This is a genomic window from Pseudomonas sp. Z2-11 (genome assembly GCF_054161305.1).
Genome location: NZ_CP096395.1, coordinates 3,940,651 through 3,964,654, shown reverse-complemented (window position 1 = coordinate 3,964,654; position 24,004 = coordinate 3,940,651). Strand labels below are relative to the sequence as shown.

25 protein-coding genes are annotated in these 24,004 nt (G+C 61.5%); 18 read left to right on the top strand and 7 right to left on the bottom strand.

The genetic code is table 11. From position 1 onward, the window contains the following. Nucleotides 1–299: 299 nt before the first annotated feature. From M1E16_RS17510 to M1E16_RS17500, 3 genes are read right to left on the bottom strand one after another with little or no spacing between them, the layout of a single operon-like run. Nucleotides 300–1,481: an acetyl-CoA C-acetyltransferase gene (locus tag M1E16_RS17510; RefSeq protein WP_458127986.1), complete on the bottom strand. Its 1,182-nt coding sequence runs from the start codon at nucleotides 1,479–1,481 to the stop codon at nucleotides 300–302. Between the two features lie 11 nt (nucleotides 1,482–1,492). Next, nucleotides 1,493–2,158: a CoA transferase subunit B gene (locus M1E16_RS17505; protein WP_003180355.1), complete on the bottom strand. Its 666-nt coding sequence runs from the start codon at nucleotides 2,156–2,158 to the stop codon at nucleotides 1,493–1,495. A gap of 35 nt (nucleotides 2,159–2,193) precedes the next feature. Next, nucleotides 2,194–2,892 carry a CoA transferase subunit A gene (locus M1E16_RS17500; RefSeq protein ID WP_458127985.1) on the bottom strand — a complete coding sequence of 233 codons (699 nt, stop codon included), beginning with the start codon at nucleotides 2,890–2,892 and terminating at the stop codon, nucleotides 2,194–2,196. A gap of 131 nt (nucleotides 2,893–3,023) precedes the next feature. On the opposite strand from M1E16_RS17500, the gene M1E16_RS17495 reads away from it, so the two are divergent. Further along, the gene (locus M1E16_RS17495) at nucleotides 3,024–3,926 is read left to right on the top strand and encodes a LysR substrate-binding domain-containing protein (RefSeq protein ID WP_458127984.1); all 903 of its coding nucleotides are present in this window, start codon (nucleotides 3,024–3,026) and stop codon (nucleotides 3,924–3,926) included. Between the two features lie 117 nt (nucleotides 3,927–4,043). Here the strand turns inward: M1E16_RS17495 and M1E16_RS17490 are convergent, their stop codons facing one another. Continuing rightward, nucleotides 4,044–4,871 (bottom strand): NAD-dependent protein deacetylase, encoded by an 828-nt coding sequence (locus tag M1E16_RS17490; protein WP_458127983.1) that lies wholly within the window; start codon nucleotides 4,869–4,871, stop codon nucleotides 4,044–4,046. 180 nt (nucleotides 4,872–5,051) lie between these two features. Here M1E16_RS17490 and M1E16_RS17485 point away from each other — a divergent pair, with 180 nt between their 5' ends. From M1E16_RS17485 to M1E16_RS17430, 12 genes are all read left to right on the top strand, one after another. Then, nucleotides 5,052–5,561, top strand: coding sequence for a ferritin-like domain-containing protein (locus M1E16_RS17485; RefSeq protein WP_305500226.1), 510 nt, complete (start codon nucleotides 5,052–5,054; stop codon nucleotides 5,559–5,561). A gap of 72 nt (nucleotides 5,562–5,633) precedes the next feature. Next, nucleotides 5,634–5,903 (top strand): hypothetical protein, encoded by a 270-nt coding sequence (locus tag M1E16_RS17480; protein WP_434573334.1) that lies wholly within the window; start codon nucleotides 5,634–5,636, stop codon nucleotides 5,901–5,903. 26 nt (nucleotides 5,904–5,929) lie between these two features. Then, nucleotides 5,930–6,178: a metallothionein gene (locus M1E16_RS17475; protein ID WP_305500228.1), complete on the top strand. Its 249-nt coding sequence runs from the start codon at nucleotides 5,930–5,932 to the stop codon at nucleotides 6,176–6,178. 510 nt (nucleotides 6,179–6,688) lie between these two features. Next, nucleotides 6,689–7,066, top strand: coding sequence for a con-10 family general stress protein (locus M1E16_RS17470; protein WP_039589227.1), 378 nt, complete (start codon nucleotides 6,689–6,691; stop codon nucleotides 7,064–7,066). Nucleotides 7,067–7,336: 270 nt separating this feature from the next. Next, a complete protein-coding gene (locus M1E16_RS17465) occupies nucleotides 7,337–8,218 on the top strand; it encodes a manganese catalase family protein (RefSeq protein WP_434557679.1) in 882 nt (293 codons plus the stop codon). Nucleotides 8,219–8,325: 107 nt separating this feature from the next. Beyond that, nucleotides 8,326–9,255, top strand: coding sequence for a ZIP family metal transporter (locus M1E16_RS17460; protein ID WP_434630091.1), 930 nt, complete (start codon nucleotides 8,326–8,328; stop codon nucleotides 9,253–9,255). A gap of 125 nt (nucleotides 9,256–9,380) precedes the next feature. Then, entirely contained in the window at nucleotides 9,381–9,881 is a 501-nt protein-coding gene (locus M1E16_RS17455; RefSeq protein ID WP_434601204.1) for a YciE/YciF ferroxidase family protein, read from the top strand. A 351-nt stretch (nucleotides 9,882–10,232) separates the two neighbouring features. Beyond that, entirely contained in the window at nucleotides 10,233–10,913 is a 681-nt protein-coding gene (locus tag M1E16_RS17450) for a hypothetical protein (RefSeq protein ID WP_458127982.1), read from the top strand. Next, complete coding sequence (locus M1E16_RS17445) at nucleotides 10,913–11,344, top strand: phage holin family protein (protein ID WP_434573341.1); 432 nt, start codon at nucleotides 10,913–10,915, stop codon at nucleotides 11,342–11,344. The genes M1E16_RS17450 and M1E16_RS17445 overlap by 1 nt, the downstream gene beginning before the upstream one ends. Continuing rightward, nucleotides 11,341–12,150 carry a DUF3618 domain-containing protein gene (locus M1E16_RS17440; RefSeq protein WP_434630095.1) on the top strand — a complete coding sequence of 270 codons (810 nt, stop codon included), beginning with the start codon at nucleotides 11,341–11,343 and terminating at the stop codon, nucleotides 12,148–12,150. The genes M1E16_RS17445 and M1E16_RS17440 overlap by 4 nt, the downstream gene beginning before the upstream one ends. Before the next feature lie 101 nt (nucleotides 12,151–12,251). Continuing rightward, nucleotides 12,252–13,658 (top strand): saccharopine dehydrogenase C-terminal domain-containing protein, encoded by a 1,407-nt coding sequence (locus tag M1E16_RS17435; RefSeq protein ID WP_458127981.1) that lies wholly within the window; start codon nucleotides 12,252–12,254, stop codon nucleotides 13,656–13,658. A gap of 230 nt (nucleotides 13,659–13,888) precedes the next feature. Further along, nucleotides 13,889–14,908: a hypothetical protein gene (locus M1E16_RS17430; RefSeq protein WP_458127980.1), complete on the top strand. Its 1,020-nt coding sequence runs from the start codon at nucleotides 13,889–13,891 to the stop codon at nucleotides 14,906–14,908. A gap of 6 nt (nucleotides 14,909–14,914) precedes the next feature. Here M1E16_RS17430 and M1E16_RS17425 read toward each other — a convergent pair whose 3' ends face one another. Then, nucleotides 14,915–15,109, bottom strand: coding sequence for a hypothetical protein (locus M1E16_RS17425; RefSeq protein WP_434573346.1), 195 nt, complete (start codon nucleotides 15,107–15,109; stop codon nucleotides 14,915–14,917). A 173-nt stretch (nucleotides 15,110–15,282) separates the two neighbouring features. Here M1E16_RS17425 and glsB point away from each other — a divergent pair, with 173 nt between their 5' ends. Further along, nucleotides 15,283–16,191, top strand: coding sequence for a glutaminase B (gene glsB, locus M1E16_RS17420; protein ID WP_458127979.1), 909 nt, complete (start codon nucleotides 15,283–15,285; stop codon nucleotides 16,189–16,191). A gap of 57 nt (nucleotides 16,192–16,248) precedes the next feature. Here glsB and M1E16_RS17415 read toward each other — a convergent pair whose 3' ends face one another. Beyond that, on the bottom strand, nucleotides 16,249–16,578 hold the full coding sequence (locus tag M1E16_RS17415; RefSeq protein WP_305500244.1) for a hypothetical protein: 330 nt from the start codon (nucleotides 16,576–16,578) through the stop codon (nucleotides 16,249–16,251). A 663-nt stretch (nucleotides 16,579–17,241) separates the two neighbouring features. After that, entirely contained in the window at nucleotides 17,242–19,188 is a 1,947-nt protein-coding gene (locus tag M1E16_RS17410) for a DNA topoisomerase III (protein ID WP_458127978.1), read from the bottom strand. 241 nt (nucleotides 19,189–19,429) lie between these two features. On the opposite strand from M1E16_RS17410, the gene M1E16_RS17405 reads away from it, so the two are divergent. The 4 genes from M1E16_RS17405 (at nucleotide 19,430) to M1E16_RS17390 (ending at nucleotide 24,001) form a co-directional block, all read left to right on the top strand. After that, on the top strand, nucleotides 19,430–19,837 hold the full coding sequence (locus M1E16_RS17405) for a response regulator (protein ID WP_305500247.1): 408 nt from the start codon (nucleotides 19,430–19,432) through the stop codon (nucleotides 19,835–19,837). A gap of 105 nt (nucleotides 19,838–19,942) precedes the next feature. After that, nucleotides 19,943–20,464, top strand: a complete 522-nt coding sequence (locus M1E16_RS17400) for a sigma-70 family RNA polymerase sigma factor (protein ID WP_434630104.1) — start codon at nucleotides 19,943–19,945, stop codon at nucleotides 20,462–20,464. After that, the gene (locus M1E16_RS17395) at nucleotides 20,461–21,411 is read left to right on the top strand and encodes a FecR domain-containing protein (protein WP_434630106.1); all 951 of its coding nucleotides are present in this window, start codon (nucleotides 20,461–20,463) and stop codon (nucleotides 21,409–21,411) included. Before M1E16_RS17400 ends, M1E16_RS17395 begins: the two co-directional genes overlap by 4 nt. A 112-nt stretch (nucleotides 21,412–21,523) precedes the next feature. Next, nucleotides 21,524–24,001 carry a TonB-dependent siderophore receptor gene (locus tag M1E16_RS17390; protein ID WP_458127977.1) on the top strand — a complete coding sequence of 826 codons (2,478 nt, stop codon included), beginning with the start codon at nucleotides 21,524–21,526 and terminating at the stop codon, nucleotides 23,999–24,001. Nucleotides 24,002–24,004: the final 3 nt, after the last annotated feature.

Here is a 24,004-nt window from a genome sequence, read left to right as displayed (position 1 = left end):
TCGCGAGCAGGCTCGCTCCCACATTCGATTGCAGGCGCTGACGAATTCGGCGCAATGGCGAATCCCCCGTGGCGAGGGAGCTTGCTCCCGCTGGCCTGCGCAGCAGGCCCCTTGCATTCCCGCAGTCTGATCGCGTCAGCCGGTTTTGCGACTGCTGCGCAGTCGAGCGGGAGCAAGCTCCCTCGCCACGGGGTCGGTGCAGGCAAAAAAAACCGGCGCAACCAAAGTTGCGCCGGTCTGCTGCCAGTGATCGCGCGGATATCGTGGGTCCGCGCAGCCACCGTTTTGCCTGTTGCCGGTTACGCCCGTTCCAGCGCGAGAGCCACGCCCTGGCCACCGCCGATGCACAGTGTCGCGAGGCCTTTCCTGGCGTCGCGCTTGATCATTTCATGCAACAGCGTCACCAGCACCCGGCAACCCGATGCCCCGATCGGATGGCCCAGGGCAATGGCGCCGCCGTTGACGTTGACCTTGTCCATATCCCATTGCAGTTCCTTGGCGACAGCCAGGGATTGGGCGGCGAAGGCTTCGTTGGCTTCGATCAGGTCAAGTTGATCCAGCGACCAGCCGGCCTTGTCCAGGCAGCGACGGGTGGCCGAGACCGGGCCGATGCCCATGATGGCCGGGTCGACACCGGCGTTGGCGTAGGCACTGATTTTTGCCAATACCGGCAAGCCCAGCGCCTTGGCTTTTTCCGCGCTCATCAGGATCACGGCGGCGGCGCCATCGTTGAGCGAGGACGCATTGCCCGCAGTGACGCTGCCGTCTTTCTTGAAGGCCGGCTTGAGCTTGCCCAAGGATTCAGCGGTAGTACCGGCGCGGGGCTGCTCGTCAGTAGCAAAGGCCACCGGATCGCCCTTGCGCTGGGGAATCAGGATCGGCGTGATCTCATCGGCGAAACGACCGCCTTCGATGGCGGCGACGGCTTTCTGTTGGGACGCCGCGGCGAAAGCATCCTGCGCCTCGCGGCTGATGCCGTATTTGTCCACCAGGTTCTCGGCGGTGATGCCCATGTGGTAATCGTTGAACGCGTCCCACAGGCCATCGGTGATCATGCTGTCGATCATCTTCGCGTGACCCATGCGCAAACCGGTGCGGGCCGCTGGCAACACGTACGGGGCCAGGCTCATGTTCTCCATGCCGCCGGCGATGATGACTTCGGCATCGCCGCAGCGAATCGCCTGGGCGCCCAGGTGCAGCGCCTTGAGACCCGAGCCGCAGACCTTGTTCAGGGTCAGTGCTGGTACGGCATGGGGCAGGCCGGCGAGGATCGACGCCTGGCGCGCCGGGTTCTGTCCGGAACCAGCAGTCAATACCTGGCCGAGGATCACTTCATCGACCTGCTCGCCGGAAAGACCGGTCTGTTCCAGCAAGCGACGGATCACCGCGGCGCCAAGTTCCGGCGCGGGAATGGCAGCCAGCGAGCCCTGGAAGCTGCCGATGGCGGTACGGGTAGCGGCGACAATCACGACTTCTTGCATCGAATCTCTCCTCACTGGGCAGCGAACTGCATTTCAGGTACGTGGTCCGGCACGATCAGCTTGCCGGCGGTCTTGGCGACGATTTCCTCGACGCTGACGCCTGGGGCACGTTCCTTGAGAATAAAGGCGCCGTCCTGGATTTCCAGGTAGGCGAGGTCAGTCAGTACGCGCTTGATGCAACCGGCGCCGGTCAGCGGCAGGCTGCAGCGCGGCAGCAGTTTCGACTCACCGTCCTTGGACGCATGGGTCATGGTGACGATGATGTTCTCGGCACCGGCCACCAGGTCCATCGCGCCGCCCATGCCCTTGACCAGCTTGCCGGGAATCATCCACGACGCGATGTTGCCCTCGACGTCGACTTCGAACGCGCCGAGTACGGTCAGGTCGATGTGGCCGCCACGGATCATGGCGAAGGATTCGGCCGAAGAAAAGATCGAAGCGCCGATGCGCGCGGTGACCGTCTGTTTGCCGGCGTTGATCATGTCCGCATCGACTTCGGCTTCGGTGGGGAACGCGCCCATGCCGAGCAAGCCGTTTTCCGATTGCAGCATGACTTCCATGCCTTCGGGAATGTAGTTGGCGACCAGGGTCGGGATGCCGATACCGAGGTTCACGTAGTAGCCGTCCTGCATTTCGCGGGCGACGCGCTGAGCCATTTGTTCGCGGGAAAGTGCCATGGTGTTATTCCTTCATTCGGGCCGGGGGCAGGGGATCACTTACGCACGGTGCGCTGTTCGATGCGCTTTTCGAACGTGCCGCAAATGACCCGGTCGACGTAGATGCCGGGCGTATGGATGTGCGCCGGGTCCAACACGCCGGGCTCGACGATTTCCTCGACTTCGACCACGGTGATCTTGCCCGCCGTGGCGGCCAGCGGATTGAAGTTCTGCGCGGTATGGCGATAGACCACATTACCGAAATGGTCCGCCTTCCAGCCTTTGACGATGGCAAAGTCACCGGTGATGGACTCTTCCATCAGGTACTGGCGGCCATGGAACTCACGCACTTCCTTGCCTTCGGCCACTGGCGTGCCGACGCCGGTGGCGGTGAAGAAGGCCGGGATGCCAGCGCCACCCGCACGCATTTTTTCCGCGAGGGTGCCTTGAGGGGTGAGCACGACTTCGATTTCGCCACTCAAAAGTTGCTGCTCGAACAGGGCGTTTTCGCCCACGTAGGAGGCGACTACCTTGCGGATCTGCCGGTCTTCCAGCAGCACGCCGAGGCCGAAACCGTCGACGCCGCAGTTGTTGGAAACCACGGTGAGATCGCGGGTGCCCTTGCGCTTGATCTCGGCGATCAGGTTTTCCGGGATACCGCACAAGCCGAAGCCGCCGGCAATGACAGTCATGCCGTCCTTCAAGCCCTCAAGCGCTTCCTCATAGGAGCTCACGCGTTTGTCGAAACCTGCCATAGACACCTCTTTTATTCTTGAGTGGGGTCGCAATGAAATGCAGTGTTGCGCCAAGTCATATATTTGTTAAGTTGATTTTTACGTGTGATTGATTGATAAAACTCAATAGTTGATATCTGAGCGCCAAGACCATGACCCTCAAGCAAATCCGCGCCTTCCTCGCCGTGGCCCAGAGCCTGAGCTTCGCCGTCGCCGGCGAGCGGCTACATCTGTCCCAATCGGCCCTGAGCCTGACGATCAAGGCCCTGGAAGAAGGGCTCGGCGGTCGCCTGTTCAGTCGTAACACCCGTAACGTGGCGTTGACGCCCGAGGGTGAATCGCTGCTGCCATTGGCACGCCGCCTGGTGGCCGACTGGGAAAACGCCGAGGATGAAATGCGCCAGCGCTTCACCTTGCAGCGCGGCCGCGTGACGCTGGCGGCGATGCCCTCGTTTGCCGGCAACCTGCTGCCGCCGATCCTCAAGACCTTCCGCGCCCGGTTCCCGAATGTCAACGTCACAGTCAACGACGTGATCAATGAGCAGGTGCTGGAAATGGTCCGTGATCGTCACGTGGAACTGGGCGTTGCGTTCGAGCCGATGCAAAGTTCGTCGCTGGCGTTCACGCCGTTGTACCTGGATCGCTTCGTCGCGGTGGTGCCGCTGGATTCGCCGCTGGCCAAGCTCGGCGAGATCCGTTGGCAAATGCTGCTGGAGCAGCCGTTCATCACCTTGCAACGACCCTCGACGGTACGGGTGATGCTCGAAGAGCATCTGCACGCTCGCGGCATGAAATTGCCGGTCGAGTTTGAAAGCCATCAATTGGCGACAGTCGGGCGGATGGTTGCCAGCGGCCTGGGCGTGAGCGCCGTACCGGCCCTGTGTGTCGGCCAGATGCACGAGCTGGGTGCCCGCTGCATCATCCTCAGCGATCCGGTAATAGAGCGGGCCATCGGCGTGCTGACCAAGCCGGGTCATGAGTTGTCGGCGGCGGCCCAGGCGATGTTCGATACGCTCAGGGATCAGGATATGGGCGCGCAGGTGATATCGAAATGAGCATGGTCCCGTGTGGGAGCGAGCCTGCTCGCGAATAGCGGCGGTTCAGTCAACATCACGCAACTGATCCGCCCCCATTCGCGAGCAGGCTCGCTCCCACAGAGCGCACCGTGGTCTTTAGATCAGCAATGGCAACAAGTCTTCGCAAGCCACTTCAACCTTCAGATCCAACAGCTCATCGGCGCGGGTCTTGCCGCGGTTGATCGCCAGCAGCGGCTTGCCCTGATCCTTGATCGCCCGGCACAGGCGAAAGGCCGAATACGCCATCAGCGATGAACCCACCACCAGCAATCCATCCGCTTGCCCGACTGCCTCGGTGGCGCGAGTCGCGGTAGCGGCGGCGACGTTTTCACCAAAGAACACCACGTCGGGTTTCAAGCGTTCGCCATCGCAATGCGGGCAACGGGGGATTTGAAAGCGGGCCTCGAAGGCCGGGTCCAGCAAGGTATCGCCGTCGGGCGCTTGCACCGCATCGACACCGGCCAGGTACGGGTTCTGGTCCTCCATCAATAACTGGATCTGCTGCCGCTCGCTCGGCTGGCCGCAGTCCAGGCACAGCACCCGATGCAGGCTGCCGTGCAGCTCGATGACATCGCGGCTGCCGGCGCGGTCATGCAAGGCGTCGACATTCTGGGTGATCAAGCCGCTGATGCGCGCCTGCCCCTGCAACGCCGCCAAGGCGTCATGGGCCTGGTTCGGCCGTGCCTGGCGCAAGCGTGGCCAGCCCAGCATCGCTCGCGCCCAGTAGCGCCGTCGCGCTTCGGGCCTGGCGAGGAACTCCTGGTACATCATCGGTTGCCTGCCCCGTCGCACGCCGTCGCTGTCCCGGTAATCGGGTATGCCGGACGGCGTGCTGATGCCCGCTCCGGTCAGCACCAGGAAGCGCCGCCCGGTCAGGTATTCGTGCAATTGTTCGACGGGGTCACGGTGTAGATCGTCGGGCATGGGTGTACTCCGCTGGCCTGGATTCCTTGAGGGTAGCATCGGCTTCGCCAAGCGCCTTTCGTCGCCCGCCGAAGGTGATTGTTCAAACTTTCCCGGCGCGCGCGACATCCACCTTATGTGCGGTATTTCAGCGCTCTCGCACTGCGGTGCGTCGATGAACACTGATTAAGGAGAAGGTAAATGGCAACCCCTAAAGAGAACCTGCTGGATTGGCTCAACGACGCTCATGCCATGGAACAGCAAGCGGAGAAAATGCTCAAGGCCCAGGCCGAGCGGCTGGAGCACTACCCCGTGCTCAAGGCGCGGATCGAACAGCACATCGAAGAGACGCTCGGCCAGCAGAAGCTGGTGGAACAATGCATCCAGCGCCTGGGCGGTAGCCCGTCGATGCTCAAGGACATGGCCGGCAAGCTGATGGCGTTCGGTCAAGCCATGGGTGGCATGGCGATGAGCGACGAAGTGGTCAAGGGCGCCATGAGTGGCTACGTCTTCGAGAACCTGGAAATTGCTTCGTACACGGTGCTGATCGAAGCGGCGAAAGTGGCCGGCGATGTGGAAACGCAAAAGGCCTGCGAGCAGATTCTGCCGCAGGAAATCGCCATGGCTGAATGGCTGCGCGATCATCTGCCGGAAATCACCCAGGCGTTCCTTGAGCGTTCGGCCAATCCGCATACCGAAGCCAAGCGCTGAGGTGCAATGCGAGGCGCGGCCCGGCACGGTTCGGCCGCGCCAAACCTGCCATCAACCGCAAAGAGGACAGGTATGAAGCAGACCACCGGTGAGGTTAGAGCCATCAATCGACAGAGTGCCAGGGTGGGCGTCTATGTGGCGGAAGAAGACGGCCATACGGTGCTTGAGCTAGGGCCCGCCAATGATGTCGACATTGGCGATGTCATTGAATGGAACAGCGGAGCGGCCCTTGGCACGCAGACTTATCGCAACCTGACCAAAGGCTGGACCGACGAAGTGTATGTAGCGAAGCACGGCGTCGCGGCGGCCAACCTTGAAGTTCAATTACTGGTGGGATCCTGACGACACCGGACCCCTGGAGGACAAACATGAGCGAACTGCAGTGTGGCTGCCCCGGCTGCCATTGCGAGGTAGATCCCGAGCGGGTGTTCAATCATGACGGCGAGGCCTATTGCAGCCAGGCCTGCGCAGAGCAACACCCGAATGGCGAGCCATGTCCGGCGGCGGATTGTCATTGTGAACAAAGTGGCAAGGTCGGCGAGCGGGACATTACCAATAACCAACTGGATGAAGCGCTGGAGGAAACGTTCCCGGCCAGCGATCCGATTTCACCCTGAACATCGCTTTATCCGGGCATCGGCGACAGGGTGCCCGGACACCGCAAGCCGGTCAGTGCGGTGGTGCAAGACAACACCGGCAGCTCGCGAGTTTTGGCTTCCTGGAACGGCGCGCGGCCTGGGTGACGAGACCGGTGCAATGGGGTGCTGGCGCCATCCGGCCCTTGGCGGACAGCGTGGAAAGACACGCACTGTTTTTGAGGTTTGGAGTAGGCCCCTGTGGGAGCGAGCCTGCTCGCGAATGCTATTTATCATTCGATATGAATGCTGAACTTTCTACGGCTTTCGCCAGCAGGCTCGCTCCTACATTGTTTGGTACTTGCTGTTGTTAATTGGTCGCCGCTTGTGCGATAGCCGATTTCAATACATGCCAAGCGCAGCGGTATATAAATAAGACGATGACCGTTCGTCGCCGTTTGAAGAACTTTCTTCAAACCTTGAGCGGTTCAGGTTTTCCGAATAAGTACGAGCCAACGGGGTTCGCAAATAGCAACTAACGAGGTGAATGAAATGGCAAATACAGGCAATAACAACCCTGGCAATTTCGCTAACGATCGTGAGAAAGCATCGGAAGCCGGCAAGAAAGGCGGCCAGGCATCGGGTGGCAACTTCGCCAACGATCCGGAACGCGCAGCCGAGGCCGGCCGTAAGGGTGGCCATATGTCGGGTGGCAATTTTGCCAACGATCCGGAACGTGCCGCAGAGGCCGGCCGCAAAGGTGGTCAAGCCTCGGGTGGCAACTTTGCCAATGACCCTGAACGGGCTTCTGAAGCAGGCCGCAAAGGTGGCCAGGCGTCGGGTGGCAACTTTGCCAACGACCGGGAAAAAGCTTCTGAAGCCGGTAAGAAAGGCGGTGAAAACAGCCACGGTGGCGGTCGTAAATCGTAATGTCCCCGTGGTCTCTGCAGGCCCCATGCCGATGGCATGGGGTCTGTTCCGGCCTCACCATCAGTTTTATCCAATGTCGGTCATGTCATGCCCGGCTTCGTTGAATGATTCAATATATAAAGGCTTGGATGAGTTTGGGTCGCTTGCAACTACCATTCGTCTTCTGCCTTGAATAAAAAACAAATTTTATTCGTTTAACTTCTTCTGACTTTCATGGGCCTGCCGCCGGCAGTGTTCTCATGAACTGTGTCCTGAACGAGGAGTTTTACCATGTTCGTACATAACAAACGACTGCAATATACCGTGCGTGTCGCTGAGCCCAATCCAGGACTGGCCAATCTGTTGCTTGAACAGTTTGGCGGCGCCCAGGGCGAGTTGGCGGCGGCGTCGCGCTATTTCACCCAGGCCTTGTCCGAAGATGATCCGGGCCGCAAGGACCTGCTGATGGACATTGCCACCGAAGAGCTCAGCCATCTGGAGGTGATCGGTTCGATCATTGTCATGCTGAACAAGGGTGCCAAGGGCAAGATGGCTGAAGGCGTCGAGCAGGAGGGCCAGCTGTACCGGGAAATCAACGGGGCCGGCAATGACTCGCACATCACCAGCGTGCTGTATGGCGCCGGCTCGCCGTTGACCAACTCGGCCGGTGTGCCATGGACCGCCGCCTACATCGATACGATCGGCGAACCGACGGCGGACATGCGTTCGAACATCGCCGCCGAGGCCCGGGCGAAGATCGTTTATGAACGGCTGATGAACGTCACGGACGATCCTGGTGTGAAAGAAGCCTTGGGCTTCTTGATGACCCGGGAAATCGCCCACCAGCTGTCGTTCGAAAAAGCCCTGCATTCCATCCAGCCCAACTTCCCGCAAGGCAAACTGCCAGGCATGCCGGAGTTCACCAACGTGTACTTCAACATGTCCCAGGGTGAACCTACCGTACGCGGTCCATGGAACCAGGGCGACGATTGGGAGTACGTCGAGAACCCGACGCCAGCGGTCGACGGCGGCGATGGCCTGGCCAGCGTGCAGTTGAGTGAAAAGGACGAGGCACTGTTGATGGACATGAAGGCGCGGACGATGTCCAATCCTGAAAGCAATCCCACCACGGGCGCCGACTTGGGTTCGGGGATGCAAGGTGACAAACTGTAAGAAGTTGGCGAGGGGGCCTTGCCCCCCCGCCCGAAAATTCCGCCCGATCGTTCTGCCAATGCGCTCGGCGGTCGGGTATTGCACGGCCAAATCAACAAGGACCTTTGATGGACCAGCCCACCTCCCGGATCCGATCGCCCTGGCGTACCTGGCTTGATCCTGTGCAAAACAACCTGCTGCTGGGCGTGAGCTTCTGGCTGGGATTGGCACTGGTCGCCGTACTGCTGCTGTATAGCGGCTACAACGCCCTGGTGGGGGCAGATCGTCAACACCTCGGCTATGCGGCGTTGGGTGGGTTATCCGGTTTTGCCGCTACCGCGCTGGGGGCGATGATGGCGGTGGTGCTACGCGATATCTCGTCGCGGACCCAGGACATCATGCTCGGTTTCGCTGCCGGGATGATGCTCGCGGCCAGCTCGTTTTCGCTGATATTACCGGGGATCGAGGCTGCGCAGATCATTTGCGGCAACCAGTTGCTTGCTGCCTTGGTGGTCGTTATCGGCCTGGCGCTGGGCGTCGCGCTGATGGTCGGGCTCGACCGCTTCGTGCCCCACGAACATGAGCTGAGTGGGCGCCGCGGTCCCGAGGCCAAGCGCATCAACCGGGTATGGTTGTTCGTCCTCGCGATCACCCTGCACAACCTGCCGGAGGGCATGGCCATCGGCGTCAGCTTTGCCAATGGCGATCTCAAGGTCGGTCTGCCCCTGACCACCGCTATCGCGATCCAGGACATCCCCGAAGGCCTGGCCATTGCCATGGCGCTGCGTGTGACCGGGATCAGCACCCTGCGGGCCGCACTTATCGCGGTCGGTTCGGGATTGATGGAACCGCTGGGCGCGGTGATCGGCCTGGGCATGTCCTCGGGCGTGGCCGTGGCTTACCCCATCAGCCTCGGGCTGGCGGCGGGGGCGATGATCTTCGTGGTGTCCCATGAAGTCATTCCGGAAACCCATCGCAACGGTCACGAGACACCCGCGACCCTGGGCCTGATGATGGGCTTTGCGGTGATGATGTTCCTCGATACCGCGCTGGGTTAAAGCGCACTCGAAACCCTCTGTCCAGGCGTGCACGGATTTTCTTGAACATCCGCATTTTGCTCCGGGTCAGTGTTGATGAAGGTGAAGCGGCGCTTCACCACTTCAACCCGAAGGAGGATGCCGAGATGGCCAGAAAAACCGTGACGGACCTGTTCATTCACGAACTGTCCGATGTCTACAGCGCCGAAAAGCAGATCACTCGTGCCCTGCCACGTATGGCCCGAGCCACCACCAACCCCTTGCTGGCGCAAGCCTTCAACGATCACCTTGAAGAAACCCAAGGCCAGATCGAACGCATCGACACCCTTGTCGAAGTGGCGGGTATCAAGCTCAAGCGCATGAAATGCATTGCCATGGAAGGGCTGGTGGAAGAGTCCAAGGAGCTGATCGAAGAAATCGAAAAAGGCGCAGTGCTCGATGCAGGGCTGATCGGTGCCCAGCAGAAGATCGAGCACTACGAAATCGCCAGCTACGGCACGCTGATCGCCATGGCCAAGCACTTGAACCTGGGCGATGAAGTGGTCGGTTTGTTGCTGGCGACGCTCAAGGAAGAGAAAGCCACCGACGAGAAACTTTCGAAAATCGCCGAGCAGGGCGGCAACCAGGCGGCGACGATGGAAACCTGAGGTTGAATTGACGAGCTCTTGTGGCGAGGGAGCTTGCTCCCGCTGGACTGCGCAGCAGGCCCAGGTTTTTGTCGACGCAGGAATTTTCAGGGCTGCTGCGCAACCCAGCGGGAGCAAGCTCCCTCGCCACGGGTGCAGTGTTGAATCGGGCATTGGTGTTCACCCAATGCCCGATTTTTTTTAAGCGAAACCCAGCCAAACGCCCCCAACGACCGCACAGCGTCTGACAATAAAACTCGTTGGAACTACGCTCCCGCGCGTCCCGTCACTTGTTCTGAGAGGCACTTATCCAGGCAACGTTTCGGCGCTTGCCTGATGTTGAGTTTTTCATCACGGAGGCGATGGACAGACATGACTATCCCGGACAACAACACCGAGCGACAAAGCGGTAACGCAAACCAGGGACGACCTGAAGAATCCCTGAACCACATCAAGGAGGACGTTAACGAAGCCATCGGCAGCGCCCGCGAAAAGGCCGATGCGCATTTCGGCCAGTACCGCGATACCGCGGCGGACCAGATCGATGCACTGGCGCGTGGCGCGAAGTCCGCGATGTCCGAGCTTGAAGCCAACGACACCCTTGGCTTGTCGCATTATCTGGCGGACATGGCCGACAGCATGAGCGGCCTGGCCAGCAAACTGCGCAACAAGAGCGCTGAAGAGCTGCTGCACGATGGCTCTCGCCTGGCGCGGGATAACCCCGGCCTGTTTCTCGCCGGCAGTATTGCGGTGGGGTTTGGGCTGTCGCGTTTCCTCAAGGCTGGCACCTCGCCGATCACCACCGAAGTGCAAAGCCCTGCCTCCACGGAGTCGGATCCAGCCGCCGAAGGTTTCGGCGCCCAGCCCTTCGACGCCGAACCCTTTGACGCCCACCCCTTTGACCCTGTGCCTGATCCTATCGGTCCGGGGGCAGGGACCAGCAGCGGCCTCGCCACCGGCGTAACCCCGACTTCACCCAGCGTTCAGGACCATCCCAGTGATTCCGCCACCGGCTCGTTGCCGGGCTCGGCCAATACCAGAGGAGAATTGTGATGAATCGACCAGACCCGGATATCCAGCGTTCCGCCGGCGCCTCGACGCCCGAAAACGATGCCTCGGTCATGGGCTTGCTGCGGCAACTGACCCACGAAGTCCCCTCGCTCTTTACCAAGGAGCTGGCGCTGGCCAAGGCTGAATTCCAGGCGAGCCTCAACACCCTGAAGGCAGGTATCGCCGCAGTGGCCGGGGGCGCCATGGTGCTGATGGCCGGCTTCATCATCCTCCTGATGGCAGTGGTGTATGGCCTGAGCACGATGATGGCGCCGTGGCTGGCCGCGCTGATTGTCGGCGTGGTGGTGATGATCATCGGTTTTGTCATGGTCCAGTCCGGCAAGAAGCAATTCGAGCCTTCCCATTTCAAGCCTGACCGAACGCTCGATGCCATGCACAAAGACCAGGAAGCCCTGCGGAGGAAAGCCTCATGAAGGATGAATTGAAGACTGAAGCGGAGAAGAGCCCGGAGACCATCGAGCGCGAGATCGACGAACAGCGCGCCCATATCAGCCACATCGTCGATGCCTTGGGCAGCAAGTTCACGCCGGGGCAGATGCTTGACCAGGCCTTGGGCATGGTGAAAGGCAATGGCGCCGAATTTTTCGGCAACCTGGGCACGACGGTGCGCAACAATCCGGTGCCAACCGTGCTGACCACGGTCGGCTTGTGCTGGCTGATGCTCGGCCAGAACCACCCGCCCCGGGTCGGTTATCGCGTTGGCCCCGACCAGGACACCAATGGCTGGAGCGAGGGGCTGTCCGGTGGCCTGGACAGCGCCCGCGGTCATCTGCATGACACCACCAACTCCTTACGCGAAGGGTTTCATCAGCTCAAGGACAAGGCGTCGCATCTGGCTGATGGCCTGGGGGCGAGCGCCCGTAATGCACGGCATAGCGCCACGCAGACAGGCGACCGTCTGGCCCACGGTTCCCAGGATCTGGGCGATCAGTTCAGCCGACTGCTCAAGGAGCAACCGCTGATGATGGCGGCAGCGGGTATCGCCTTGGGCGCCATGCTCGGAGCAGCCCTACCCAGCACGTCGACCGAACAGCGGGTAATGGGCAAGACCAGCGCCGGCTTGGCCGACAAGGCCAAGCAAAAGGCCCGCGACGGCTACGAAACGGTCCGCGATACGGTGAGCAAGACCACCGAGCACCGTGACGAGCCAAGCGCTGCGCCGGCCACCGGGCACGCGCATTCCGGCGCGGATCTGTCTGGCGGCCTGGGTACCTCGTAAATCGGCAATGATACGGCGCGGGGAGACCCGCGCCGTATCTGTCGGGATTCACGGCAGCCTTGGTTATTTCCAGGCGCGGTAAACCCTCAAGGAGGCGGCACATGATCCATCAGGTTCCGTTCAGCGGCCACCTGGTCTTCATCGGCTTCGGCTCCATCGCCCGGGCCACGTTGCCATTGGTACTGGGGCAGGACCATATCGAGGTCAGGCAAATTACCGTGATCGCGCCGGTGATCGACCAGAACCTCTGGTTCAAGGATCGGGGGATCCGTTTTGTCCGCAAGGCATTGACCGAGCAAACCTTCGCGCAGACGCTGGATCGCTGGGTCAAACCCGGTGACTTCATCGTCAATCTTTCGGTGGAAGTCAGCTCCCTGGCCATTATCGAATATGCCTGCGCCAAGGGCGCCCTGTACCTGGATACCTGTGTCGAACCGTGGGCCGGCGGATATGACGATCCGCACTTGGATTTTTCCCATCGCACCAATTACGCGCTGCGTTATCAGGTCCTGAGCCTGCGCAAGAAATTGGCCGGAGGGCCGACGGCGGTGGTCGCTCACGGGGCCAATCCGGGCTTGATCACTCACTTGCTGAAGGCCGGCCTGGTGGAGTTGGCGGTGCAGTTGGAGCATCCGATACCTCAGCGCCGCGCCGGTGTCGATTGGGCCAGGTTATGCATGGAATTGGGGATCAAGGTGATCCATTTTGCCGAGCGTGATACCCAGCGTTCCCGGCAACCCAAGGAGGACGACGAGTTCGTCAACACCTGGTCAGTGGAGGGCTTCATCAGTGAAGGCAGCCAACCGGCGGAGCTGGCATGGGGCAGCCATGAGCGAACCTGGCCAGCGTCTGCCCGGCGCCATCGCTTCGGCAGTCGCAATGCGATCTACCTGGCACGCCAGAGCGCCAGCGTGCTGGTCAAGACCTGGACGCCGTTGGGCGGGCCATGCCTGGGGCTGATGATCACCCATCATGAAACCGCTTCCACAGCCGACCTGCTTACCGTGAAGGACCAGCGTCGTCTGATCTATCGCCCGACCCTGCATTACGCCTACCACCCCTGCAACGACGCCTTGCTCTCGGTCCACGAGCTGATCGGTCGCGGCTGGCAAACCCAAGCCCGGCAGCGCATCCTCAACGGCGAAATCGACAGCGGCGGTGCGGATGCGCTGGGGGTGTTGTTCATGGGGCATGAGCTGAATGCCTACTGGTTTGGCTCGGTGCTGAGCATTGACGAAGCTCGCGCGCTGGTGCCTTTCAACAGTGCCACCACCTTGCAGGTGGCGGCAGGCGTGCTGTCTGGCATCGTCTGGGCGGTTGAGCATCCGGATCGCGGCATCGTCGAGCCGGAACAGCTGGACCATGAGCGGGTGCTGGAAGTCGCCAGGCCCTACCTCGGCACTCTGGTGGGGCAGCGCACCGACTGGACGCCGAGTGGCACTTCGCATAAACCGTCCGAGGACGGCGCGGCGGATGCTTGGCAATTCGAGCACTTCACCCGGTTTTAACTGACACGACCGCGACTCGTGGCGAGGGAGCTTGCTCCCGCTGGGTTGCGCAGCAACCCCAATGCAGGCGACCCGGTCAATTTCACTCATTGGATCGCCTGGTCGAGGGGCCGCTACGCGCCCCAGCGGGAGCAAGCTCCCTCGCCACGGTTTTTGGGTGTTCCGCCTGGTTCTGTTTCCATGGATCTATACTCAGCTCCGTGGATGACAGATTCCAAGGTGGCGCAATCGTGCGGCGTTCGCTGATGCTGGCCGTGATGCTCGTTCTGGCGGGGTGCGCCACGTCGCAGCGCGGCCAACAGGTCGCCCCGGTGGTGATTGCGCCGGACACCTGGCGGCAGGCGGACCGGCAGATCATCGCCGCGTCGAAAAGCGCCACCGAGCAAGCCGAACTCTATGCGCGCGGATCGATGGAACATTGGCGAGTGCTGGTCTACCAGCGCACCGAGGCTGCATTTATCCCTTGGTTCAGCAGCTACTGGACCCAGGAGTGGCTGGCCGTAAAGGTCAGTTGGTATTCGGCAAGCGCCAAGGGCGATGCGGACTCGTCGTCCAGGCGCCTGGCGGGTTACCTGCAGGAACAATATCGCGAGCAAGTGCTGGAGCCGGTGGCGGTGGAAATCGATCCCGAGGCGATCCGGGCCAACGCGACGGGGTATTACCTGCGCCTGCTCAACCAACAGGTCCAGGTCATTGCGCAACGGCACCGAATCCCGTCCGAACTGATGAATCGACGTCTGCACGCAATAACGGCCATCAACCTGGGACCGCCAGCGACGCGCAACGCAACGTTGTACGAAATGGTCCACACCGAACCGCTCAATACACTGCCGGCCTATGCGGCGCTGATCGATCATGTCGACAAAGCCGCCGACACCGGTTCCGGTCCGTCGGACGCCGTGATTGCCACGGTGGCGCAACGTACCAGTGAAAAAATCGAGGCGCAGTTCGCCACGCGAGGAGCGACCGGTGCGGCGGCGGCCGTCGCCGGGAAGGCGGCAGGGGCGCTGATCTCGGTAGGCGTGGCGGGCATCCGGGCGATCATCCATGAGGGCGAACGGCCGGAAATGGAAGCGCAGATCCGTAAAAGCCTGAGCGCGGCGTTCGACGAAGCGTGGTTCAAATCGCTCAAGCATCCCCTCAGCGGCGTCATGGCGGCGGTGTACTACCTGGCTGGGCAAATCGACGATAGCCTGGTGGCGGCAGACCTGAGCAACCGACCGGTGTTCCTGCCTGTCATCGAACCATGAGCGCGGTCACTCGGACCCGAGCGTGACCCGGCAGCCTTTGCGCTGACGGATCTGTTCGTCCGTGGGACGCTCCTTGATGAACTCGAAACGCGGCTCGCCTTCGCTGTAGACCACCAGCCAGCCCCATTCCAATTCACTTTCATCCTGCCCAGGCCGGGGCGGCGCGGCCCACCAGGGTTCCTTTTGCATGATCTGGCGCATCGGTTACCTCCTGCGGGTTGATCCTTGACTATAGACCGCAGGATTTCACGACAAGCGCCCACGCTCCTGGCCACGGTTTTTTTCGGGCAACTCAGTGTGCTCTGACCCCACCCACCAGCGTCTAGCGTCTGTATCCCCGCACTCGAACGGGGAATGACCGGACCCCTGCGCACATGCAATCACTGTTGAACGAGATCCTCGATGCGGTTCGCCCCCTGATTGGTCAGGGCAAGGTGGCCGACTATATTCCTGCCCTCGGCACCGTGGCGGCCAATCAACTCGGCATTGCCGTGTACAGCAACGATGGCGAAATCTATTGCGCGGGCGATGCCGAGACGCCGTTCTCGGTGCAGAGTATTTCCAAGGTTTTCAGCCTGGTGCAGGCCATCGAGCATTCCGGCGAAGCCATCTGGGAGCGCTTGGGCCATGAGCCCTCTGGCCAGCCCTTCAATTCCCTGGTGCAACTGGAATTCGAGCGCGGGCGGCCGCGTAATCCGTTCATCAACGCCGGTGCCTTGGTGATCTGCGATATCAACCAGTCACGCTTCGCCGCTCCGGCGTTGTCGATGCGCGATTTCGTCCGACGGTTGTCGGGCAATCCCCAAGTGATGGTAGACGGCAAGGTTGCCGAGTCGGAATACCAGCACCGCGCCCGCAACGCGGCGATGGCTTATCTGATGCAGTCCTTCGGCAATTTCCATAACGACGTGGAAGCGGTGTTGCGCAGCTATTTCAGCCATTGCGCGCTGCGAATGAACTGCATCGACCTGGCTCGGGCGTTCTGCTTCCTGGCCAACGATGGTTTTTGCAAGCACAGCGGTGAGCAGATCCTTAGCGCTCGCCAGACCCAGCAAGTCAACTCCATCATGGCCACCAGCGGCTTGTACGATGAGGCCGGCAACTTCGCCTATCGCGTTGGCCTGCCTGGCAAGAGCGGCGTGGGCGGCGGGATTGTGGCGGTGGTGCCCGGGCAGTTCAGCGTCTGCGTCTGGTCGCCGGAACTCAATACCGCCGGCAACTCCCTGGCCGGCATGGCCGCGCTGGAACTGCTCAGCCAACGGATCGGCTGGTCGGTTTTCTAGAAGCCAAAAAAAGGCCCGCTCCTGATGCAGGAGCGGGCCCTTTGTGTTTGTGGAATGTCAGCAGAGGCGGTCGATGACCCGGACCTCGGCAGAGTTCTGCACCGATTGCCAGGCCTGGGTCAGCGTTTGCAGCACGCGGCCCATGAAGTCCTTGTCAGCGGCGGCTTTCTTGCCGACGTAGCCCTGGCCGCGACGGTACATCTTCAGCCGGGCACACAGGTCTTCCTGGCTTTTTTCGAATTCTTCTTCCTGGGTGAAAGGCGAGAGGCAGTCCATATGGACCTGGCCAGTCTTGCTGATCCACAGGATATGGCTATCCAGGGTGTCCTTGTGTGCTGCGAACATGCGAGCCAGTTCATCAATAGATGGTTGATTATTCAGATTCATGTGTAAGCCCCTTGACCATTTGGTTGATCTGTCTGGTGGTTCGCAAAACTTCGCTGTTCGGTAATTGCCTGCCTGCTACCGAAAACAGGTCGTCAGCGCTCGTCCGTCAAATCCGACGGGGTCGTGCATCGGTTGTGTAGTGTTATCGAAGGGCTGCTACGCAAATGCGCTACAACGATGAGAAACAGCGAGGAATCTTCAGGTCAGTGTCGACTTTCGACAGTCGAGCCCATGCGTCATGAGGATTGATCGCCAGCGTTTCTCGTCCTTGTTACCGGACGGTCTTGCCAGGTCAGCACCTTCAATCTGCCTTGTGGGCAGTCCCTTATCGAAAAAAACAGCTCGGCGGTCAGACGAGCTTGCTCAAACATTTACCGTACTCCCGATCGGGGAGACGTCTGCATCATGCAAGGGCAAATCGGAGGCGTCAACGGTTTTGTAGTGATTATTTTTGGTCACTACATATTGTCGGACAAAATGGTTTGGGTATGAAAAACCAGCTGCGATTGGTTTCCCGTGGCGAGGGAGCTTGCTCCCGCTGGGGCGCGAAGCGGCCCCCAAAAAGGCGCATGCGTTGTGTCAGGCATATCGTGTGAGGTTACTTGGGGCTGCTTCGCAGCCCAGCGGGAGCAAGCTCCCTCGCCACGAAGGGACTCAGTGGGTTCAGGTGGCCTTGGCCTTGCCCGCTTTGCGCGGTGCGCCGTCGGCCTTGCGCTTGGCCGGCTTGCGTTTTTTCTTCCACGGCGCCGCGCCACGTCCGGCGGGGCTGGCCGGGCCGTTGATGGTCAGGCTCATGCCTTGGCAGCGGGCGACGTGCTTGCTCATCCAGGCGGCTTGTCGCGTGACGAATTCTTCCAGGCTCATCTCACCGCTCTGCACCATGTCCAGGGCCTGTTCCCAGATGGCGGTGGTGCCGGGGTCGGCGATCGCCCGAGGCACCGCGTCGATCAGGCTGAACGCCGCTGGAGTGGCGGACAGGGCCTTGCCGTTTTTCACCAGGTAACCACGATCGAGCAGACCCTGGATGATCGAGGCTCGGGTTGCTTCGGTGCCGATGCCGGTGGTGTCCTTGAGCTTCTGCTTGAGCAGCGGGTCCTCCACCAGCTTGGCGACATTCTTCATCGCCTTGATCAGGTCGCCCTCGGTAAACGGCTTGGGCGGCTGGGTCCACAGGTCCTTGGGAATCACCTCGTCCACATTGCAATCGCGGCCTTCGGCGAGCGGCGGCAGGGTTTGTGGCGCGGGGGCTTCGCGGCCGCGTGTGGGTGCCAGTGCTTCGGGCAGGGCGCGTTTCCAGCCGGGTTCGATGATCTGCTTGCCGACGGCCCGCAGGGCCTGGCCGGCACAATCGAAGTCGGCCTGGGTCCGGTCGTATTCATGGTTGGGCAGGAATTGCGCCAGGTAGCGCGCGCGAATCAGCGTATAGACGGCCCGTTGCTTGCCGGCGAGCTTGTCGAGGTTCTTCGCCGCGGCCGTGGGAATGATGCCGTGGTGCGCGCTGACCTTGGCATCGTTCCAGGCGCGGGATTTGCGTTGCGGTTGCAGGTGCTCGCGCAGCGGCGCAAGCCCCGGGTCGGCCTGGGCGAGGGCGGCGAGAATGGCGGGTGCTTCGCCGTGCTGGCTCAAGGGCAGGAAACCGCAATCGCTGCGCGGATAGGTGATGAGCTTGTAGGTTTCGTAGAGCGACTGGGCAATGTCCAGGGTTTCCTGAGCGCCAAGGCCGAGCTTCTTCGAGCAGACCTCCTGCAGCGTGCCCAGGTCGAACGGCAGCGGCGCGGCCTCACGCAGCCGTTCGGTGCGGACCTTGATCACCCTGGCGGTAGCGGCATTGCCCATGGCTTGCGCCGCATCGCGGGCGAGGGCCTGGTTCAGGCAGCGCTCCTGGTCGTCGCAGGCATCCGGATCGGCGCGCCACTGGGCGGTGAAGGCCGTGCCGGCGTGGCTCAGTCGCACGTCGATGGCCCAGTAGGCGACCGGGACGAAATCGGCAATGCTACGGTCCCGGTCTACCACCAGCCGCAAAGTCGGTGTCTGCACGCGGCCTACCGGCAGCACGCCCTGATAGCCGGACTGACGCCCAAGGAGCGTGAACAGGCGACTCATGTTCATGCCGATCAGCCAGTCGGCCCGAGAGCGGCCCAGGGCCGAGTGGTAGAGGTTGAAGGTTTCCGCTCCGGGCTTGAGGGCGGCCAGGGCCTTGCGGATCGATGCTTCGTCCAGCGCCGACAGCCACAGGCGCTGGATGGGCCCGCGATAGCGGCAATGCTCGACCAGTTCGCGGGCGATCATTTCGCCCTCGCGGTCGGCGTCGGTGGCGATGATCAGTTCCGTTGCCTCGCCCAGCAAGCGCTTGACCGCTTTGTACTGGCTGGCGGTCTTCGGTTTGACGGTCATCTTCCATTGCGCCGGCACGATGGGCAGGTCGGCCAGTACCCAGCGCTTGTAGCGGGCATCGTAGGCGTCGGGCGGGGCCGTCTCCAGGAGGTGGCCGATGCACCAGGTGACCGTGACGTTTGCGCCCAGCCAGCAGCCGTCGCCGCGTCGCGTGGCGCCCAGCACCGCGGCGATATCCTTGGCCTGGGACGGTTTTTCACACAGGTACAGCCGCATAACGCCTCTTCCTAAGCAGGTTTCATGGGGCGCTAGCATGGTCAGGGATCGGCGTCGCGGCAAGCTTTATCTGTATGGATATACAGATAAAACGTTGCGCTGCGTTGCAACGGGCCGTTTGGCGCAACGCCCGGCGGTTGTCTGCACAAGCAGAATGAATTTCTCGCAAGGGCGTCGCTCATAACTTGCAGAGCGGCTGAAACCGCAAAGCAAGCTAATGGAATCAAGGAGAGTCACTTTCATGAATTCGATGCCGAAGGGCAACGGACAGGCGACCACACGTTTGATTCTCGTCGTTGAGGATGATCCGACCATCCTGGAGTTTCTGTGCGAAATCCTGGAAGAGGAAGGGTTTGTCGTCGAGCCTCGGGAAAGCGCGGATTCAGCGCTGACGTTCCTGGAGGAGAGCGCCGACTATGTGGACCTGCTGCTGACCGATATCACCATGCCCGGGGCGATGGACGGAGCGGACCTGGCCAACCTGACCGGGGACCGCTGGCCGCAGATACCGCTGCTGATCATGTCGGGCTTCGAGACGCCGGAAAGCGCGGGGATCAAGCACCAGGCCTCGTTCATCGCCAAGCCATGGGCGTTGGGACAGATGCTCGATCTGGTGGAGAGTACGGTGAAAAGCCATTCGGTTCACTGATCAGGCTGAAGCCACGGCAGGTTTTTTCGCTCTCATCCGGTTGCAATACGGCGGTCGCTACGATGACAATGCGAGTCATTATCAGTCGCGAATTATTCCATTGTCATGTCCGCCCACGATCTGTCCCTACGCAGCGCCGTCAACGATCTGTATTGCGACCATCATGGTTGGCTTCAGGGGTGGCTGCGCAAGCGCCTCGGCAATACCTTCGATGCGGCGGACCTGGCCCAGGATACCTTCGTTCGGGTGATCAAGGCGCGCTCGGCACTGGATATCCGCGAGCCGCGGCCCTATCTGTCGATGATCGCCAAAGGGCTGCTGGTCGATCTCTTTCGCCGCCGTTCCCTTGAGCAGTCGTACCTCGAAGCGCTGGCCGCGATGCCTGAAGCGCAGCAGCCATCGCTGGAAGAGCAGGCGATCCTGTTCCAGGCCCTGATGGAAATCGATCGGCTGCTGCAAGGCCTGGGGCCGAAGGTCAAGCAGGCGTTCATCCTCTCGCAGTTCAACGGCTTGACCTACCCTCAGATCGCCGAGCGCCTCGGCGTCAGCGTACGTACGGTCAACAACCACATGGCCAAGGCCATGGAACACTGCTGTCTGATGCAAATCCAGTTGCAGCTCGCATGAACGTGTCGCCCGAGCAATTGCAGGCCATCCGTGTCGCGGCGCAATGGTATGCCCGGCTTCATTCCGGCACGACGACTGATGCGGAGCGGGACGGATGGCGGGCTTGGCTGGCCGCGGATCCGCTGAACGAGCAGGCCTGGCAACGCATGGCGGCGGTATCGGAACAGATGGCCAGCGTGCCGGGCGCATTGGCTGCGCCAACCTTGAGTGCCCACCCTGGCCGACCTCGTCGAGAGGTGCTGCGCAGCGCCTTGCTGCTGACCTCCGCCGGCTGCCTGGGATGGCTGGGCTGGCGCAGCGAGACCGCACAGAACCTGCTTTGCGATTACCGGACCGGCGTGGGCGAGCGGCGTGAGTTCCAGTTGGTGGACGGCAGCACGCTGCTGCTCAACACCGACACCTCGGTAAACGTCCGTTTCGATGGCCGCCAGCGGACATTGACGCTGTTGTGGGGCGAAATTCTCGTAACGACCGGGGTCGATCCCTTGCAGCGGCCATTCAAGGTCGTCACTGGCCAAGTCGAAGTGCTGGCCCTGGGGACGCGATTCATCGTCCGCGCTCAGGACGACGGCGGTGAGGTGGCGGTGCTGGAGAAGGCCGTGCAAGTCAGTTTGCGCAGCGGCGGGCCAGCCCAGCGGGTCGACGCGGGTGATCGCCTGGGCTTCACCGGTCGGTCGCTGGGTGCGTTGCGCGCCAATGATGTATCGGTGGGTGCCTGGCAACAGGGCAGCATCATCGCCATCGACCGCCCGCTGTCGGCCTTGCTGGTGGAGCTTTCCCGCTATCGCACGGGAATATTGCGCTGCGACCCGGCCATCGGCGACTTGAAAGTCTCCGGCGTTTTTCCCATCGACAATACCGATCTTGCCCTGGCGGCACTCGAAACCGGTTTCTCGTTGCGCGTGACTCGCTACAGCCGGTTCTGGGTCCAGGTGTCGCGTGCCTGACAAGGCCGACGCGCTCACGTTGGTCCGGTTGAAATGTCTTTGCACTTTTCCTCGGCATCGTTCGGCTCATCCCTCAGTGAGTTTTCTTGACTGTTTTGGGGGGAGGGGACAAATGTCTCGCGTGAACACGCCAGGTCGTCTGGCAATCGCAATGAAAATCGGTTTTTTGGCCGCCACGTCTTTCGGCGCCTGGGCGGCGTACGCCAGTCCGGTTGCGCAGGCTTCGGTGCCACAACACTCGGCGCAGGCCTACGATATCGGCGCTGGCACCCTGGTGGATGTGCTGACGCGTTTCTCCAGCCTTGCCGGCGTCGCGATTTCGTTCGATGCCGCACAACTGCAGGGGCTGCGGTCGCCAGGCTTGAAAGGCTCCTTTGGCGTGGCCGAAGGTTTCGCGCGCATCCTCGGCAGTAGCGGCCTGCAAGCCGAACCCCAGGCCAACGGGACCTACCGGCTGCGTACCGCACCTGCGCCCGGCTCGGCGCTGGAGCTCGGCACCACGACCATCGACGGCCAACTGCTCACGGCAACCACCGAAAACAGCGGGTCCTATACCACTGGGGCGGTGACCATAGGCAAAGGCGAGCATTCGCTGCGCGAAACGCCGCAATCGGTCACCGTGATCACCCGCAAGATGCTCGACGATCAGAACCTGAACACCATCGAGCAGGTGATGGAAAAGACCCCGGGTATCACCGTCTACGACTCGACCATGGGCGGCAAGTATTTCTATTCCCGCGGGTTCCGGATGTCCGGCCAATACCAGTACGACGGCGTGCCGCTGGACATGGGCAACAGCTATGTCCAGGCCGACAGCTTCAGCAGTGACATGGCCTATTACGACCGGGTCGAAGTCCTGCGCGGCGCTGCCGGCATGATGAAGGGATCCGGCGGTACGTCCGGTGGCGTCAATTTCGTCCGCAAGCGCGGCCAGGCCACGGCGCAGACTGAACTCAGCCTCTCGGGCGGCACCTGGGACAATTATCGCGGGCAGGTCGATACCGGTGGCCCGTTGAACGAGGCCGGCACCGTGCGGGGCAGGGCGGTGATCGCCGAGCAGAGCCGGCGCTACTTCTACGACGATGCCCGGCGTACGGATCAGGTTTATTACGGCGCCTTGGATATGGACCTTGCACCCGACACCACGCTCGGCCTGGGCGTGGCGTACGAGGATGTCGACGCGAGCCCTTGCTGGGGCGGGCTGCCACGCTACCGCAATGGCAGCGACCTGAAACTCGGCCGTTCCACTTGCCTGGACCCGTCGTGGAACACCTGGCGCAGCCAACGGACCACGGTCTTCGGCGACCTGCGGCATCAGCTCAACGATGACTGGGCCGTGAAAGTCGCAGGCGTCTACACAAAAAACACCCAGGACACCAAATACGCGTTTGCATCGGGTGCGGTGACGCCGGGGGGCTCTACCACCAATCTGTTGGGCAGCCTGTATGACTACGATCAGGTCGACTACGGCCTCGACGCCTACCTGGACGGCAAGTTCGACGCCTTCGGCCAGCAACATGAATTGATCTTCGGAGTCAACGCCAGTCGTTCGGACAAGGATGATTTCTATTCGGTCGCCTTGTTGCCGCAGAAGCAGAACGTCTTCGACCCGGATCGGCACATCCCGGAGCCGGACGACAGCTATTTCATTGATAATTCGACCCGCGGCGGGCCGGTCAAGACCCTCACCGAACAGCAAGGCGTGTATTCCACGTTGCGCCTGAAGCTGGCGGATCCGTTGACCTTCGTTGTCGGCGGTCGGGTGAGTTGGTACAGCTCCAAGAGCGACTCGGTATTTCTCACCGGCGGTACGGAACACGCCAGGAGCACCGAGACCGGCCAGGTCACGCCATTTGCCGGCGTGTTGCTCGATCTCAACGAACACCTGACCGCCTACGCCAGTTATTCGGATATCTTCACGCCCCAAGGCAACTACCGCTCGCAAAGCGGCTCGGCGCTCAAGCCGCTGGTGGGCGAAAGTTATGAACTGGGGATCAAGGGTGAGTGGTTCGAAGGGCGCCTGAACACGGCGTTTAACCTGTTCCGCACCGTGCAGAAGGATCAGGCTCAGACGGATTACAACTCCACCTGCGCCTCATCGGACGGCTACTGCTACGAGAACGCTGGCAAGGTCCGCGCCCAGGGCTTCGAGGCCGAGATCAGCGGCGAAGTCATCGAGCGCCTGCAACTGCTCGCCGGATATACCTACACCCAGACCAAGACCCTGGACGACATCGACAGCAGCCTCAATGGCGGTTCGTTCAACAGCTATGTGCCGCGCCACGTGCTGCGCCTTTGGGGCGATTACGCCCTCGGTGGCGCCTTCGAGCGGTTCAGCGTCGGCGCCGGGGTCAATGCGCAGAGCGATAATTTCCGCGTATCGCCGCTTAGCGGTGAAAAGATCACCCAGGCCGGCTATGCGGTGTGGAACGGTCGGATCGGCTACCGCATCGATGACACCTGGTCGGTAGCGCTCAACGGCAACAACCTGTTCGACAAGCGCTACTACACCACCATCGGCACCGAAAGCTTCGGTAACTATTACGGTGAGCCGCGCAATTTCACCGCGACGGTGAAGGCGCGCTTCTGAGTG